This is a genomic window from Haloarcula marismortui ATCC 43049 (genome assembly GCF_000011085.1).
GTDB lineage: Archaea > Halobacteriota > Halobacteria > Halobacteriales > Haloarculaceae > Haloarcula > Haloarcula marismortui.
The window spans coordinates 1,764,061-1,779,927 of record NC_006396.1 but is presented as its reverse complement, the minus strand read 5'-3'; the positions used below and the strand labels follow the sequence as shown (position 1 = coordinate 1,779,927).

The 15,867-nt window shown below is 64.3% G+C and carries 12 protein-coding genes; 6 read left to right on the top strand and 6 right to left on the bottom strand.

All coding sequences use genetic code 11. The features are described from left to right. Positions 1-135 precede the first annotated feature (135 nt). A complete protein-coding gene (locus RR_RS12815) occupies positions 136-1,353 on the top strand; it encodes an acyl-CoA dehydrogenase family protein (RefSeq protein ID WP_049938953.1) in 1,218 nt (405 codons plus the stop codon). A gap of 26 nt (positions 1,354-1,379) precedes the next feature. Here RR_RS12815 and RR_RS12810 read toward each other — a convergent pair whose 3' ends face one another. The 3 genes from RR_RS12810 to RR_RS12800 form a co-directional block, all read right to left on the bottom strand. Beyond that, entirely contained in the window at positions 1,380-3,344 is a 1,965-nt protein-coding gene (locus tag RR_RS12810) for a 3-hydroxyacyl-CoA dehydrogenase/enoyl-CoA hydratase family protein (RefSeq protein ID WP_011223966.1), read from the bottom strand. A 168-nt stretch (positions 3,345-3,512) separates the two neighbouring features. Further along, positions 3,513-4,583, bottom strand: coding sequence for a phosphotransferase family protein (locus tag RR_RS12805; protein WP_011223965.1), 1,071 nt, complete (start codon positions 4,581-4,583; stop codon positions 3,513-3,515). Positions 4,584-4,626: 43 nt separating this feature from the next. Further along, positions 4,627-5,421 carry an enoyl-CoA hydratase/isomerase family protein gene (locus RR_RS12800; protein WP_049938952.1) on the bottom strand — a complete coding sequence of 265 codons (795 nt, stop codon included), beginning with the start codon at positions 5,419-5,421 and terminating at the stop codon, positions 4,627-4,629. A 171-nt stretch (positions 5,422-5,592) separates the two neighbouring features. Here RR_RS12800 and RR_RS12795 point away from each other — a divergent pair, with 171 nt between their 5' ends. Together RR_RS12795 and RR_RS12790 are read left to right on the top strand one after the other, a co-directional pair. After that, positions 5,593-7,248 (top strand): long-chain-fatty-acid--CoA ligase, encoded by a 1,656-nt coding sequence (locus tag RR_RS12795; protein WP_007188713.1) that lies wholly within the window; start codon positions 5,593-5,595, stop codon positions 7,246-7,248. A 147-nt stretch (positions 7,249-7,395) separates the two neighbouring features. After that, the gene (locus RR_RS12790) at positions 7,396-8,457 is read left to right on the top strand and encodes a zinc-dependent alcohol dehydrogenase family protein (protein WP_011223962.1); all 1,062 of its coding nucleotides are present in this window, start codon (positions 7,396-7,398) and stop codon (positions 8,455-8,457) included. A 33-nt stretch (positions 8,458-8,490) separates the two neighbouring features. Here the strand turns inward: RR_RS12790 and RR_RS12785 are convergent, their stop codons facing one another. Together RR_RS12785 and RR_RS12780 are read right to left on the bottom strand one after the other, a co-directional pair. Continuing rightward, the gene (locus RR_RS12785) at positions 8,491-9,306 is read right to left on the bottom strand and encodes an aminoglycoside N(3)-acetyltransferase (RefSeq protein ID WP_004958223.1); all 816 of its coding nucleotides are present in this window, start codon (positions 9,304-9,306) and stop codon (positions 8,491-8,493) included. A 94-nt stretch (positions 9,307-9,400) separates the two neighbouring features. Next, entirely contained in the window at positions 9,401-10,870 is a 1,470-nt protein-coding gene (locus RR_RS12780; RefSeq protein WP_011223961.1) for an aldehyde dehydrogenase family protein, read from the bottom strand. 82 nt (positions 10,871-10,952) lie between these two features. Here RR_RS12780 and RR_RS12775 point away from each other — a divergent pair, with 82 nt between their 5' ends. Continuing rightward, a complete protein-coding gene (locus RR_RS12775; RefSeq protein ID WP_011223960.1) occupies positions 10,953-12,116 on the top strand; it encodes an acyl-CoA dehydrogenase family protein in 1,164 nt (387 codons plus the stop codon). A gap of 58 nt (positions 12,117-12,174) precedes the next feature. Here the strand turns inward: RR_RS12775 and RR_RS12770 are convergent, their stop codons facing one another. Beyond that, positions 12,175-12,945: an IclR family transcriptional regulator gene (locus tag RR_RS12770; protein WP_049938951.1), complete on the bottom strand. Its 771-nt coding sequence runs from the start codon at positions 12,943-12,945 to the stop codon at positions 12,175-12,177. 150 nt (positions 12,946-13,095) lie between these two features. Here RR_RS12770 and RR_RS12765 point away from each other — a divergent pair, with 150 nt between their 5' ends. Together RR_RS12765 and RR_RS12760 are read left to right on the top strand one after the other, a co-directional pair. Continuing rightward, complete coding sequence (locus tag RR_RS12765) at positions 13,096-14,226, top strand: EstA family serine hydrolase (RefSeq protein ID WP_011223958.1); 1,131 nt, start codon at positions 13,096-13,098, stop codon at positions 14,224-14,226. 123 nt (positions 14,227-14,349) lie between these two features. Next, positions 14,350-15,648 (top strand): DUF362 domain-containing protein, encoded by a 1,299-nt coding sequence (locus RR_RS12760; RefSeq protein WP_011223957.1) that lies wholly within the window; start codon positions 14,350-14,352, stop codon positions 15,646-15,648. Positions 15,649-15,867: the final 219 nt, after the last annotated feature.

Here is a 15,867-nt window from a genome sequence, read left to right as displayed (position 1 = left end):
ACCGCCGACGCCCGGCGTCTCCCGGATGCGTCGCGGTGGGCGTGTCGGAGCACAGCGCCGGGAAATAAACAACCGACCACGCGTTCGCTGTGCTCCAACACTTATGATGTCGACGTGCGAGAACGAGAATGTGCCATGATATCGTTCACCGATTCCGAGGCCGCGACTGCGCTCGCCGAGCGTGCCCGAGCGTTGATGGACGAGGTCGTCATTCCGCGGGAGCGAGAACTCGCGGGCGGGACGGCCATCTCCGATGCAACAGTCCGCGACCTCCGCGCTGCCGCACGGGAGTACGACGTGTACGCCCCACAGATTCCTGAAGAGCACGGTGGGATGGGCTATGACTTCCGGGACGTGTTGCCGACGTTCGAAGAAGCCGGTCGGAGTCTGCTCGGTCCACTTGCGATGCGCGTCGACGCGCCCGACGAGGGGAATATGCACCTGCTGGAGATGCAAGGGACTGACCTCCAGAAATCGGAGTACCTCGACCCGCTCGTCGAGGGTGAGATTCAGTCGGGCTTTGCGATGACCGAGCCGATGCAGGGCGCGGGCTCTGACCCGAAGATGATACGCACCACGGCACAGAAGGAGGGTGACGAGTGGGTCATCGACGGCCACAAGTGGTGGACGACCGGTGGCGTCGACGCCGACATCCTGCTCGTCTTTGCCCGGACGGACGAGGACGTGCATCCGTATGAAGGGTGTTCAGTGTTCATCGTCCCGGCCGACGCCGACGGCGTGGACATCGTTCGGAACGTCCCGCATATGGGCAGCCAGGGTGACCCGAAGGGCCACGCCGAAATCGAGTTCAACGGCGTTCGCGTCCCCGAAGAACACCTGCTGGGCGAGGAAGGCAACGGCTTCCAGCACGTCCAGCAACGGCTCGGCCCGGCGCGGCTCACCCACTGCATGCGTTTCTCGGGGATGGCCGAACGGGCGCTGTCCATCGCCAAGGCCTACACCACCGAACGGCAGGCCTTCGGCGACTCCGTGGCCGACAAACAGCACGTCCGCTTTGAAATCGCCGAACAGGAGACACAGATTCAGGCCGCGCGGGCGCTGGTCCGGGCCGCCGCAGACGCCATCGCCGCCGGGCAGGAGGCCCGCGTCGAGGTGTCGATGAGCAAGGTGTTCGCCGCCCGGGCGACACAGGACGCCATCGACACCGCGGTCCAGTTCTGTGGCGGCAACGGCATCGGCCGGGACCTCCCGCTGGCGGATTTCTACGAACTGGTCAGGACGTTCCGCATCGTCGACGGGGCCGACGAGGTCCATCTTCGGACCATCGCCCGCGAGGCGTTCGAGGACGTGGACAGCGACGAGTTGGAGCCAGTCCGTCGCTACCGCGAGTAGGGCAGAGCCGTCAGCGGCAACGGCCGCTACTCTCCCTCGAACTCCGGTTCGCGGTCGGCTGCAAAGGCCGCCGTCCCTTCCGCTACGTCGTCAGTGGTCAACAGGAGCGCAAAGGCCTGGCTCTCCATTTCGAGGCCGGCGTCGAGACTCTCGTCGGCCCCCTCGTTCATCACGCGCTTGGCCTTCCGCAGGGCAATCGGCGGCCCTGAAACGAGGTCATCGACGAACTCCCCGACCACGTCATCGAACTCGTCGGCGTCGACGGCCCGGTTGATGAGTCCCCAGTCGGCCGCCCGCTCGGCGGAGATGTGCTCGCCGCGGAACACGAGTTCCTTCGCCCGGGCGTCGGTCAACATTCGGATCGCGCGCTGGGTCCCGCCGCCGCCGGGTAGCAGGCCGAGCGTGATTTCGGGGAAGCCGAACTCCGAGTCGGTCGTCGCCAGCCGGAGGTCACAGGCGAGGGCAAGCTCCAGGCCCGCCCCGAGACAGTAGCCGTCGATGCGCGCCAGCGTCGGTCGGGGATACTCGGCGACCGTCGTGAACACGTCCGTCGGCTCCGATGTCTGTGCGGGGTCGCGGTCCGCAAAGCCGGAGATGTCGGCCCCGGCAGAGAAGGCGCGGTCGCCGGCCCCTTCGAACACGACGGCCCGGACTTCGTCATCATCGACCGACGAGAGCAGGTCAACAACCTCGTCCGCGAGGGTTTCGCTGATAGCGTTCATCCGCGACGGGCGGTCGAGTTCCACTTCCAGCAGGCCATCGTCGTCGAGTTCCCAGTTGATGGTGTGGTAGTCGCCCAGGCCGTCGCCGGTGTCGTACTCGTGGAAGCCCCGGCCCGCTTCCGTGCCGGTGTGGCCGGCCTCGACGAGTTCGACGAGGTAGTCGGCCGGCTCGTAGCGGTCGTCACTGTGTTCGTCGGAGAGCGCTCGGAGTTTTTCGAGGATGGTGTCGAGACCGATGTCGTCGGCCCGCCGGCAGGTTCCCTCGGGGAAGCCCGCGCCGAGTTGCATCCCCGTGTCGATGGCCTCCGCCGTCGCCACGTCGTCGCCGACGAGCTTTGCGGCCTCGTTCGCCATCACTGCCTCGACGCGGCGGTGATCGAACCCCTCGCTGTCTTCAGGGACGTAGTCCGAGCCGTCCCCGTCGTCGTAGTCGTAGTAGCCCTCGCCGGTCTTGCGGCCAAGGTTCCCGTTCTCGACTTTCTCCGCCATGATGGGCGGGACCGGCCTCCCGGCCTCCGTCCGGACGTGGTAGCCGATGTCGATGCCGGTCAGGTCGCCGAGTTCGAACGGGCCCATCGGGTAGCCCCGCTCGTGGACCATCGCGGCATCGGCCTGCCGGATGGTCGCCTCGCCCGCCGAGACCATCCAGGCCGGCTCGCTCATGAACGGCCCGAGGACGGAGTTGACGACAAACCCACGCACGTCCTTGCGGACGTATATCGGCGTCTTGCCGAGCGATTCGATGAACTCGTAGCCGCGCTGGGCTGTCTCGTCGGTCGTTGCCTTGCCGTAGATGACTTCGACGAGGTCCATCTTCACCGGCGGATTGAAGAAGTGCAGACCCAGCACCGATTCCGGCCGCTCCGTCGCTGCGGCAATCTCTGTAATGGACAGCGAGGAGCTGTTCGTCGCCAACAGTGCATCCGCGGGCGCTGCGGCGTCGACGGACTCGAAGATGTCCTGTTTCACCGAGAGCTGTTCCGGGCCGGCCTCGATGACCAGATCCGCGTCGCTCACTGCCGCCTCAAGATCGGTCGTCGTCGCGACCCGCGCCGCCACGTCGTCGGGGTCCTCGTCGAGTCGTCCCTTCTCGGCGAGCTTTTCGAGCGACCACTCGATTTCGTCGTAGCCGTCTTCGACGATGGCTGCATCGATGTCACGCAGCACGACATCGTAGCCGGCGATTGCCGCGACCTCGGCGATGCCGTGGCCCATCGTTCCCGCACCGAGCACTGCAACTGTCGCTATCTCTGGCTGGTCAGCTCGCATACGTGTAGTGTCTGTTGCAACACATATCAATCATCCCCATAGTATCGACTGTGTCTCGTGGGACGACGAGGATTATTCCCAGCCAGAAAGCCCGGTGGGCTGTGTATGAAGACTCCGATGCCATCTACGGGGACTTCGACACGAAAATCGGCGCTTATTTTGTCTCTGTTAGAGCGGTTCGTCGCCCTCAATAATCCGAACCGCACGGTTGGCCAGCGCGGGGACGCGGTCCTCCATCAGCGGGTAGAACGGGTCGTCGGCGTTGCCCTCCAGATAGCGGCGGTAGAACATCTCACCAAGGGCGGCGAGCTTGTACACGGCGAGCGTCCGATAGAACCGCTCGTGTTCAAACGTCAGGCCGGTCTGGGCTTCCCAGCGGTCAACCAGGTCCGTCCGGGTCAGGTAGCCCGGTGCTTCGATGAACTCCATGGCGAGGTCGGGGATCTCCGGCTCGGGGTCCTTGGCGTCGCGCCAGTACGAGAGCAGCCAGCCGAGGTCGGCCCGCGGGTCACCCAGCGTCGCCATCTCCCAGTCGAAGACGGCGGCGAGCTCCGGGTCGTCACCGGGGCCGAACATCACGTTATCGAGCTTGTAATCGCCATGCACCAGTGTCTTGGGGTGGTCGTCAGGGCACTCGTCCTGTAACCACGAGCCAACCCGCTCCAGTTCAGGGATGGTGCGGGATTCGGCTGTCCGCTCGAACGCCCAGGCCAGCTGTTTCCCCCAGCGTGCGACCTGCCGCTTCGCATACCCGTCCGCACGGCCGAGGTCGGATAGGCCGACGGCTGTGGGATCTACCTCGTGGATGGCCGCGAGGGTGTCGACCAGCTCGGTGCCGACTGCCGCCCGGGCGTCGTCGCTCCCGAAGCGCGCCGGCTCGTCGTCTCGGATGACGGTCCCCTCGACGCGGGCCATGACGTAGAAATCGCTGCCGATTATCGTCTGGTCGTCACAGGCCGTCACCGTCGGCGGGACCGGGACGGCTGTGTCCTGCAGCGCGTCGATGACGCGATACTCCCGCAACACGTCGTGGGCTGTCTCGGCGGTCTGGCCCGGCGGGGGCCGCCTGACGACCAGCTCTCGGTCGCCCCAGGTGACAAACAGCGTCTCGTTGGAGTGGCCCTGCTCGTGGCGCGCAACGTCGAATGTCTCGGCCGGGCCTATTTCCCTTGTGAGAAATTCTTCGAGTGCACTTTCGTCGACCAGCCGCTGGTAGTAGTCGCTGCTGTGTTCAGTCATAGTGTCTGATTTGGCTCCGTGTCATGAAAAACTGCGGGTCGTGTCACCGTCCGACGAACTCCGGTCGGCGGTCGGTCAGGAACGCCTCGACACCCTCCTCGTGGTCGGCCGTCTCGAAGACGATGCCCTGTGCCGTCGCCTCGTCGCGCTGGGCGCGGTCGAAGGACTTCTCCAGCCCGTCCTGAATCAGTCGCTTCGAGTGTCGGAGGGCAACGGTCGGCCCATTGGCGATACGGCTGACGGTCGCCTCGACTTCGGACTCGAACGACTCGGCGTCGTAGACGTGGTTGAACAGGCCCAGTTCTGCGGCTCGCCTGGCATCCAGAATCTCGCCGGTGAACACCAGCTCCTTTGCGACGTTCGTCCCAACGACTCGCGGGAGCAGGTACGACGTGCCGGCGTCGACGCTGAGGCCGACCTGCCGGAACACGAAACCGATGCTGGCCGACTCGCTCGCCAGCTGGATGTCACAGGCGATAGCGAGGTTCGCGCCGGCCCCGACGGCCGACCCGTCGACCTTTGCGACGGTCGGGACCGGCAGTGCGACGACTCTGGCGATGGTGTCGCGGGTCCGACGAGCCAGTTCGCTGACGGCGTCGTCGGTCGGGTCGTCGTTCGTGAGCCGCTCGCTCATTCCCTCGATGTCGCCGCCGGCCGAGAACGACTCGCCGGTGCCCTCGATGACGACACACCGAACACCGGACGCAGTCTCGATGGTATCGAGGTGGCGCTCCAAGGCGTCGTATACGGGCTGTGTGAGTGCGTTCCGCGTTTCCGGTTCGTTCAGCGTCAGCGTGGCGATGCCGTCGGTGATGGAGAGCAGTACGGACTCGCTCACTGGATATCACTCCGTTGTCGCTGCATGGGGTCGCTTCACATGGTTCCGGTATAAATTTACCGCTGGTTCACAGTTTCAGACAGCGCTGGCCACGAACTGTGGGTGGCACGTCGAGGGTTACCACAGCGAGCAGGGCTAGTTTTAACATATCGGTGTGTGTTGACACGGAGTATGCCAGGTGGTGCACCACTCAACCTCCGGTCATTCCTGTGGCGTGGCGAAAACGTGTTCCCCGACAGCGAGATCGTCTCGCGGACACATCAGGGGATTCACCGATACACAATAGCGGAGTACGCCGAGCGCGTGCGGAAGCTGGCTTCGGCCCTCGAACAGGCAGGTATCGAACGTGGCGACAGAGTCGGGACGTTCGCCTGGAACAACCACTGGCATCAGGAGGCCTACTACGGCGTCGCCTGCATGGGCGCACAGGTCCACATGATTAACCTCCTCCTGCCCGACGAGCATATTCAACACATTGTAGCCGACGCCGAGGACGAAATCCTCATCGTCGACCCCGTCATGCTGGAAAAGCTGGAAGGGGCCTACGACGAGGAGGCCTTTGATTCCGTCGAGCAGTACATCGTGATGGGTGACACCGTCCCCGAAACGTCGCTGGAGCCGGTCGTCGACTACGAATCGTTCATCGCCGACGGCGACCCCGATTACTCCTTCCCGCAACTGCCCGAGGACCAGCCGGCGGGGATGTGCTACACGTCCGGGACAACAGGCAAGCCGAAAGGCGTCGAGTACACCCAGAAGATGTACTGGACACAGGTCATGGCGCTGATGACCAGTCAGGCCGGTATCAAGACCGACGACGTGGAACTGACGTACGTCCCGATGTTCCACGTCAGCGGCTGGTGTCGCCCGTTCACGACTATCGCTGCCGGAGCCAAGACGGTCCTCCCGGGGCCGAACCCGTCGGCCGAGGACCTGGCGAAGCTCATCGAGGAAGAGGACGTGACCGTCTCCGCCGCGGTCCCGACCGTGTTCATGGACCTGCTAGAGTACGCCCGTGACACCGACGTGGACTTCTCCTCGGTTCGGTACTTCACCAGCGGCGGGTCCGCGACGCCGCGGTCGCTGATGGAAGACTACAAGCAGGAGTTCGATGTGGACCTCATCTCCGGCTACGGCATGACCGAAACGTCACCGGTCACGCACGCCTACGAACCCAAGCCCGGAATGACCGATCTGCCGGAGGAGGAGCTGTTCGACCTGCGGAGCCACTCCGCGGGGCTTCCGATTGCCGGGCTGGAGTTCAAAGTCGTCAACACCGACGGCGAGGAAGTACCCTGGGACGGCGAGTCGCTGGGCGAACTCTGGATGCGTGGCCCGTGGGTCACACAGGAGTACTACAACGCCCCCGACGCAACCGAACAGGCCGTCACCGACGACGGCTGGTTCAAGACCGGTGACATTGTCCGGGTGAGTCCGGAGGGGTACGTCGACGTAGTCGACCGGATGGACGACCTCGTCAAGAGCGGCGGCGAGTGGATCGCCAGCGTCGAGGTCGAAAACGCGGTTATGGGTCACGACGAGGTCGTCGAAGCCGCCGTTGTCCCTGTCCCCCACGAACGGTGGGACGAACGCCCCGCCGCGTTCGTCGTCACACGCGATGCTGTGTCCGACGAAGCCGCGCTCCGGCAGGAAATCAAAGACCTCGTCGCCGAGTCGTATCCGTCGTGGTGGGTCCCCGACGCCATTCGTCTGGTCGACGGGATCCCCAAGGGTGCGACCGGGAAGTTCTCCAAGCAGACGCTCCGTGACGAGTACGTCGACGAGTCGGTCATCGAAACCGTCGCCGAGAACGCTCCGGCGACGTAACTCGGCCATACCGTGGCAGAGCCTTCTGGCTGTCAGGTATCGTTTCGACGGCGGCGTTCTCGATACCGTGCAGCCACCGCCACTGAGCCAGCCACAACAGGTCTGCCCGTGGATAGGTATTTATGATAGTCCTGTGACTATTGTGGTATGCGAGCAGCTGTCATTGAGGAGCACGGCGAACCGCTCACGATTCAGGATGTGCCCTATCCGGAGCCCCAGCCGGACCAGGTCGTCATCGAGACAGAAGCCTGTGGAGTCTGCCGGAGCGACTGGCACGCTTGGCAGGGGGACTGGGAGTGGTTCGGCATCCAGACCGGACCGGGGCAGATTCTGGGCCACGAGCCGGCCGGCGTCGTCGCCGACGTGGGCGCGGACGTCGAACAGTTCTCTGAAGGGGACCGCGTCACAGTTCCGTTCCACCTCGGGGACGGGTCGTGTCAGTACTGCCAGCGCGGGCACGCGAACATCTGCGAGACGTCGATGCCGCTTGGCTTCCTCGAGGCCGCGCCGGGGGCGTTTGCCGAGGCGTTCCCTGTCCGTGAAGCCGATTTCAACTGCGTTACGCTGCCAGACGCGGTCGACTTCACCGAGATGGCCGGGCTCGGCTGTCGGTTCATGACGGCGTACCACGCGCTGACCGACCGGGCGACCCTCAGGCCGGGCGACGCCGTCGCGATTCACGGCTGTGGCGGCGTTGGGCTCTCGGCAGTCCATATCGCCGATGCGCTCGGGGCCGAACCGATTGCGGTCGACGTCCAGGACCGCAAACTCGACCGGGCGCGGGACCTCGGCGCGGCGGCGACAATCAACGCTGCCGAGGCGGACAACGTCCCCGGTGAGGTTCACGCAGTCACGGACGGCGGGGCCGATGTGGCAATCGACGCGCTGGGTATCGCGGAGACGTGTCGCAACGCTGTTGGCTCGCTGGGCAAGCAGGGCACCCACGTGCAGGTCGGGCTCACGACTGACGATGAGGCCGGGGAAATCCCGCTTCCGGTGGATACGATGACCCTGCAGGAAATCGACTTCCACGGCTCCTACGGGATGCCGCCGGTTCGCTACGACGAACTGTTCCGGCTCATCGACGCCGGGACGCTCGACCCCTCTCAGATCGTCGGGGAGACGCTCGCACTCGAAGACGTGCCGGCCACTCTCTCGTCGATGGGTGAGTACGAGACGGTCGGCATCCCCGTTATCGACGAGTTCTGAGACACGCCGGCACTGCTCCGTGGTCGCTGATACCTACGAACGATTTGCTGTCAGCCACTCGACAGCGAAGTCCACCATCGGCTGTTGTGCGAGGAGTTTCGACTCGCCGACGCCGACAGTCCCCGTCTCGACGGCGCTGGGGTGTGCACGCTCGAATGCATCGCCGCAGGCCTGAAAATCCGTATCGGTGAGTTCGATGTCCGTCCACTGGCGCCATTCGCGCTCGCCCTCAGCAAGTACGGCACTGGCGTGTTTTGTCGTGTCGGCGTCGATATCGGCGCGGTACTCAGCGAGGTGCAGCGAGGTGTTTGTCGCATGTGAGGTTCCAAGAAACAGGACTCTCCCGGCACGGTCGTAGACCGCTGACAGCGGTGAGGCTTCCCCGAGCGAGTAGTCGTAGGCGTGCCCGCCAGCGATGGCCTCGGCGTCGGTCCCCCATGCGGCGAATGAATGCTGTGGGTGGTCGCTCCGGTGGACAGCTGGATACGTGCGAAAACACTCGGCGATTGCACCCATTCCCTGCGTTGGCGTCACTGCTGGTCGGTACGGTGGGAACTGCTCGCGAATTGTGTCGGCCCACGAGTCTGGGACTGGTGGGTTCCCCATATTATCGGGGTCCCTGTTGCCGGGTGAGTGCGTTGGCATCACTACCGTCCCGCTTTCGGTGACGACACGCTGCAGGGCGTCTACCACCGCTGGTGCGCCACCACAGACCCATCCCAGCTCGGACAGCGACCCGTGGACCAGTACTGTTTCCCCGCGTTCGAGACCCAGCGTCCGGAGGTCATGTGCTATCGAATCCACGGTGACCGGTTCCGCTGAACGGTCGCTTGGTCGCGGCGTATCCATAGGCGATGCTAGCCGAAAGCGGGCATAAGTTTCGTGTTCCCGGAGACACCGAGCCGCTGTTGTGGGTTACTGCCGTGGCCCCGAATCGACTGGCTTAGAGCAGCTGGTAGTCGCGCTCCTCGTGCTGGACGGAAATCCACTTGGTCTCGGTCAGTTCGTCCATGATCCACTCGCCGTTGTACCGGCCGAGGCCGGAGTTCTTCATCCCGCCGAACGGGGCGTTGGGTTCGTCCTGAATCGGGTGGTCGTTGACGTGGACCATCCCGGCGTCGATCTGGTCAGCGATGGACCGACCGTGTTCGACATCACTGCTGTACACGCCCGCGGCGAGGCCGTACTCGGTGTCGTTTGCGAGTTCCACAGCTTCCTCGTCGGACTCGAACGGGATGACCGGAGCGACGGGACCGAAGTGCTCGTTACAGGCCGCGGACATATCGTTGGTACACTCCGAGAGGACGGTCGGTTCGAGGAACAGGTCCTCGACCTCGCCGCCCGTTTCCAGCGTCGCGCCGGCGTCGACGGTCTGCTCGATGAACGAGGTGAGCTGCTCGACCTGACTCTCGTTGATTATCGGACCGAACTCCACGTCTTCGTCAAGCGGATTTCCGATAGTCAGCGACTCCGCGTGCTCGACGAGCTTCTCGACGTACTCGTCGTAGACGTCCTCGTGGACGAGGTGGCGATTAATCGAGATACACACCTGTCCCTGATGGCCGAAGGCACCGACGGAGCCGGCCTTTGCGGCTGCCTCGATATCGGCGTCCTCGGTGACGACGAACGGTCCGTTCCCACCGAGTTCAAGCGCCGGGAGCGCGAGCGCGTCCCCGGCCTGACTGGCCACAGACCTGCCGACTGCCGTCGACCCAGTGAATGACATCACGCGGGCGGTCGGATGGCCGGCCATCCGGTCGCCGATGTCGGAGCCGTGGCCCGTGACGACGTTGACGACGCCGTCCGGGAGACCGGCTTCCTCGGCAATGTCGGCCAGCAGGAGCCCGCCGGTAATCGGCGTGTCCGTCGCGGGCTTGATGACGACAGTGTTCCCCAGCGCGAGCGCGGGGCCGAGCGCCCGTGTCGTGAGGTGCAGCGGGAAGTTCCACGGGGAAATAATCCCGACGACGCCAGCGGGCTCGCGGACGATGTGATGGTCCTTGTCCTCGTGATACATCGAATCGCGGACCTCCTCTTCCGGCGGGACCATCTCCAGAGCGCTCTGGAAGTCCGCCATGGCGAAGTTGGCCTCGGCAGTCGCTTTGGCCTGAACACTGCCCGACTCCGTCGCGAGCAGTTCGACGATCTCGTCGAGTCGTTCCTGCATCACCCCGATCATCGCCTGAACGTACTCGTTGCGTTCCTCGCGCGACAGCGCCGCCCAGTCGGACTGGGCCGCCTCGGCGGCCTGATAGGCATCGTTGACATCGCCTTCCGTTCCAGCGGGTACCGCCGCGATTTCATCGCCTGTCGCGGGGTTCGTCACCGGAATCGTCTCAGATGTGCCAGCGTCTCTCCATTCACCGTCGATGTACAGTCGGTCCCACGCCGTCTGGCTATCTGGTTGTGACATTCCATAGTATCGACAGCGCCACGGACTTTTAGCACTTTGGCAGCAGGCAAACGCTTAATTGAACCCCGGCCACAGGTCCTATATGATCGATTACCTCGGTCTCGAAGGCGACCTCGGCGAGGAAGAGCGGATGGTCCGTGACACAGCCCGGGACTTCGTCGAGAACGAAGTCAAGCCGGATGTCGGGCAGCACTGGATCGACGGCACGTTCCCGACGGACCTCATCACCGAGATGGGCGAACTCGGGTTCTACGCCCCGAACCTCGATGGGTACGGCCTCCCGGGGCTCAGTGAGACGGCGTACGGCCTTCTGCTGCAGGAACTGGAGGCTGGCGACAGCGGCCTGCGCTCGATGGCCAGCGTACAGGGTGCGCTCGTCATGTACCCGATTCACGCCTACGGTAGCGACGCCCAGAAGGAGGAATGGCTGCCGGCGCTCGGCAGCGGCGAGCGGGTGGGCTGTTTTGGTTTGACCGAGCCCGAACACGGATCGAACCCGTCGGCGATGGAGACGACGGCCGAGCGCGACGCTGACGGCTACGTCCTGAACGGCTCGAAGACATGGATCACGAACGCGCCTATCAGCGACCTCGCAGTGGTCTGGGCCAAGGTCACGTCCGCCGACGGCGACCCCGTGCGAGGCTTCCTCGTCGAAACGGACCGCGACGGCGTGACGACGAACAAGATTGACGAAAAGCTCTCGCTACGAGCATCGATTACCGGCGAAATCAGCCTGCAGAACGCCCACGTCCCCGAGGAGAACGTTCTGCCGGGCGTCGAGGGAATGAAGGGGCCGCTGTCCTGTCTCACGCAGGCCCGCTACGGCATCGCCTGGGGGACGGTCGGGGCCGCGATGGACTGTTTCGAGACCGCCCACGAGTACGCCACCGACCGCGAGCAGTTCGGCAAACCGATCGCCGGCTATCAGCTCCAGCAGGAGAAGCTCGCGGAGATGGCGACCCAGATATCGCTGGGCCAGTTGCTCGCCCACCGGCTTGCCGACCTGAAGGAACGCGGTGACCTCCGCCCGGAACAGGTGTCGATGGCAAAACGCAACAACGCGCGGATGGCCCGCGAGCAGTCACGGGTGGCCCGCGAGATGCTTGGCGGCAACGGCATCACGGCTGATTACTCCCCGATGCGGCACCTGACGAACCTCGAAACCGTCTACACCTACGAGGGGACGCACGACATTCACTCGCTCATTATCGGGCACGATCTGACCGGCATCCCGGCCTTCGAGTAGGGACTGTCCGACATATTCCGGTATGCGGAACGACCGGGCCGGCGTGAACCAGCACTTCTCAATCGTACGTGAGGTCGATCTTCAGCTCGCTGGCCTTCCGTGCCAGCAAGTCGGGATACGTTGATTCGATATCCGTCTGGCTCACTCGGCCGCTCGGGCCGAAGACGCTCAGCGCGCCGATGAGGTCGTCCTCGTGGTTGTACACCGGGACACCTGCCGCACGCAGGCCATCCATGTGTTCGGACATATTGGTCGCATAGCCCTGCTCGCGGACCTGTTCGAGTTCCTCGAACAGCGCGTCCCGGTCGGTGATCGTGTTCGCCGTCAGTCCGTCAAGGGGCGTGGTTTCGACGAACTCCTCGATGCGTTCGTCAGCCCACTCCGCGAGAATGGCTTTCCCTGCGGCGAGCGCGTGCAGTGGCCGGCGTTTGCCGATCATCGTGTCGCTCTGGAGCGGATTCCGGCCGCCGGCCCGGTGCAGGTACACGCCCTCGAACCCCTCCTCGACCAGAAACAGGGCTCGCTCGTCGGTCTCTATCGCCAACTCGATGACTTTCTGCTTGGCGACGAGATAGCCCGGCCGCCGTATCCGCGGCGGTTCGCTGAGTTGCAGAAACCGCAGTGAGAGCCGGTACTCCCCGTCCTCCTCGACGAGATAGTCCATGTCGTGCAGCGTCTTGAGGTGCCGATACACCGTACTCTTTGCTAGACCTGTCTCCGCCCGGATGTCCGCGATTGTCGCGCCTCCCGCGTCCCGAATCAGCGCTAGAATCTCGAACGACGTCCGGGTCGTCGATACCTCGGACGTTCCGTTCTTGTTTTCGAGCATACGGAGTTGTGACCGCTTAGTGACATCAACGTTTCGCATAATCGACCATGATGGTCTGACAGCTCGAACGCAATCAGTAGCCGTCCGCTGCTCGATTCCGCGACCGAACAGAACCTAACTTCTATTATCTCGCCGGAGCCAAGACAAGGTATGCCACAACTCAGCGAAGACGCCATCGAACAGCTCCGGGCTCAGTTCGACCGACAACTCGAGGTCGGACTGCACCACGGCGCACAGCTGGCGGTGTACATCGACGGCGACCTCGTCGTCGACTTCGCCGGCGGTTCTACGGGCCCCGACGGCGACGAAACGACGCCCGAGACGCGTCACGTACTGTTCTCCTGTACGAAGCCGTTCGCCGGCGTCGGCCTGCACCAGCTCGTCGAGCAGGGCGAACTCGACTACGACGACCGGGTCGTCGAGCACTGGCCGGAGTTTGCCGACGACGGCACGCAGAAAGCATCCATTACAGTCCGGCAGGTACTCAGCCACACCGCCGGCCTCCCCTTCGGTGAGTTCGACGAACAGTACGAAAGCTGGGGCGACTGGGACGCTGTCGTCGCGGCGATGGAGGACATCGAACCTGTGTTCGAGCCCGGAACGACGCCAGCGTATCACGTCATCAACTACGGCTGGCTGGTCGGCGAACTCATCCGCCGCTGTAGCGGCCAGCCGGTCGAGGAGTACGTCGCGGAGCACGTGTTCGAGCCGCTGGGGATGGACCACACCGGTATCGGTCTGCGGGATGACGAGTCCGACGACGTGGCGACTCTGGCCGGCTACGAAGCGTTCGAGCGGTGTCACGACGTCGAAGAAGGGCTCGAGGACCCTGCCGCATACGCCGGAGCGTTCAATCAGGAAGCGACTCATCGGGCAGTGATCCCCGCGGCTAACGGCATCGGTACGGCACGGGACATGGCCCGGTTCTACGCCTGTCTCGCCAACGGCGGGTCACTGGACGGGACGCAACTGCTGACCGAAGCGACCGTTGATGAGGCGACCACGACTCACGCCGAAACCGAGTCCGACGGCACGCTGTCGCGCCCGGCCCGCTACGGCCTTGGCGTCTGGACCGGCGGGCTCGCCGCCGACATGTTCGGGGCCGCTAGCAAAGAGCGGATGTTCGGCCACGCCGGCCTCGGGAGTTCCTTTGGATGGGGCGACCCTGAACTGAACGTCGGGTTCGCGCTCGTCACGAACGGTATCCGCGACGAGTCCTTCGAACACGCCGCTCGCGTCGGCCAGCTTTCCGACGCCGTCCGGCTGTTGTTGCAGGACTGACTGCGCCGGTCTGGGGGTTGCCGTCGTAGGCATTCCTGATCGTTCGGGTCGATGTCCGTATCCCCGGTCACCATAGAGCTGGGCGACCCCGGTTTTTGTATGGCTCGGCACTGATCCTCCGATATGAACTTCCCCGACCGAGGCGACGTGGACGCCCTCATTGACCCACAACCGCTTCCGGACTTCGCTCGTGTCCAGTACGAGCCAGAGACAGCCGCCGTTGACGACCCGTCTGCCGCGGCGCGGACCGAACTCGACCGGCTCGACTTCGACGGGCTGGAACCCGGTGCGACTGTCGCCGTCGCCGTCGGCAGCCGCGGCATCCACCGTATCGACGACATCGTCGAGACTGTCGTTGCGGATATCCGTGATCGGGGCTTCGAGCCGGTCGTCGTCCCGGCGATGGGGAGCCACGGCGGGGCAACGCCCGAGGGCCAGCGCGAAGTGCTGGAGAGCCTGGGTATCACGGAGTCGCGCCTTGATGCCCCCATCGACGCCCGGATGGACACTGCACAGGTCGACACCGTTACTGTCGGTGACACCGAGTTTCCGGTCCACGTCTCGACGGCGGCACAGGAAGCGGATGCCGTGGTCGTCGTGAACCGGGTGAAACCCCATACCAACTACAGCGGCCGCATCGAGAGTGGTCTGATGAAGATGACCGTCGTCGGGCTGGGCAAGCAACACGGCGCGAAGGCGTTCCACTCGACAGCCATCAAGGAGGGGTACGTGGAGACGCTGGAAGCTGCACTCCCGGTTGTTGGGTCGGCACTGCCGCTGGTCGGCGGCGTGGCGCTGGTCGAGAACTTCCACGAGGAGACGGCCCACGTCGAGGCGATTCCAGCGGGCTCGTTCACCGACCGTGAGCCAGCGCTGCTGGAACAGGCCTACGACGAGATGGCGACGCTCCCGGTCGACGACATCGACCTGCTCGTCGTCGACGAGCTCGGCAAGGACGTCTCCGGCGCGGGAATGGACACGAACGTCATCGGCCGCTACCGCGTCCTCAACGCGCCGGACCCCGACGAGCCGTCGATCAAGCTGCTGTACGCCCGCGGGCTCACCGAGGCGACGAAGGGCAACGGCAACGGCATCGGGCTGGCCGACATCACCCGACAGGCTGCCCTCGACCAGCTGGACCTGCAGAAGACGTACGCGAATGCACTCACCAGCGGGTCGACGGCGAAGGCGAAGCTCCCCCTCGTTGCGCCGGACGACGAGTTTGCTATCCGGACGGCGCTGTCCGCGCTCGGCGGCTACGATCCTGACACTGTCCGCATCGTCTGGATACAGACCACACAGGACCTCTCGACGCTCCACGTCTCCGAGCCGCTTGTCGATGAGCTGCCAGCCGCCGCCGAAGTCACCGATCTCGAGTCGCTTGCGTTTAGCGACGGGACAGCGTCGTTTACCCGGGAGTGACCCATCGGTATCGGCGGCCCCGTCATGCCGCTGAAACAATTTCTAACAACTGTACATCCGTTTCTCTGACCGGCTGTGTCGCTGTGCTCCGCTGTGGCTCAGACCGGACTGCAATCCGTACCAGTGTGAGAGCTAAAGCAGGGATGGATACTGAATTTCCACGCCGATACTGTGTCATAACAAACTTGTATATACTATGTGTGTGCACATAGAACCTAT

Coding starts and splice junctions, on each gene's coding strand:
- RR_RS12760 (WP_011223957.1), top strand. CDS start 14,350: ATGAACTTCCCCGACCGAGGCGACGTGGACGCCCTCATTGACCCACAA.
- RR_RS12815 (WP_049938953.1), top strand. CDS start 136: ATGATATCGTTCACCGATTCCGAGGCCGCGACTGCGCTCGCCGAGCGT.
- RR_RS12795 (WP_007188713.1), top strand. CDS start 5,593: ATGCCAGGTGGTGCACCACTCAACCTCCGGTCATTCCTGTGGCGTGGC.
- RR_RS12805 (WP_011223965.1), bottom strand. CDS start 4,583: ATGACTGAACACAGCAGCGACTACTACCAGCGGCTGGTCGACGAAAGT.
- RR_RS12810 (WP_011223966.1), bottom strand. CDS start 3,344: ATGCGAGCTGACCAGCCAGAGATAGCGACAGTTGCAGTGCTCGGTGCG.
- RR_RS12770 (WP_049938951.1), bottom strand. CDS start 12,945: ATGCTCGAAAACAAGAACGGAACGTCCGAGGTATCGACGACCCGGACG.
- RR_RS12785 (WP_004958223.1), bottom strand. CDS start 9,306: ATGGATACGCCGCGACCAAGCGACCGTTCAGCGGAACCGGTCACCGTG.
- RR_RS12775 (WP_011223960.1), top strand. CDS start 10,953: ATGATCGATTACCTCGGTCTCGAAGGCGACCTCGGCGAGGAAGAGCGG.
- RR_RS12790 (WP_011223962.1), top strand. CDS start 7,396: ATGCGAGCAGCTGTCATTGAGGAGCACGGCGAACCGCTCACGATTCAG.
- RR_RS12780 (WP_011223961.1), bottom strand. CDS start 10,870: ATGTCACAACCAGATAGCCAGACGGCGTGGGACCGACTGTACATCGAC.
- RR_RS12765 (WP_011223958.1), top strand. CDS start 13,096: ATGCCACAACTCAGCGAAGACGCCATCGAACAGCTCCGGGCTCAGTTC.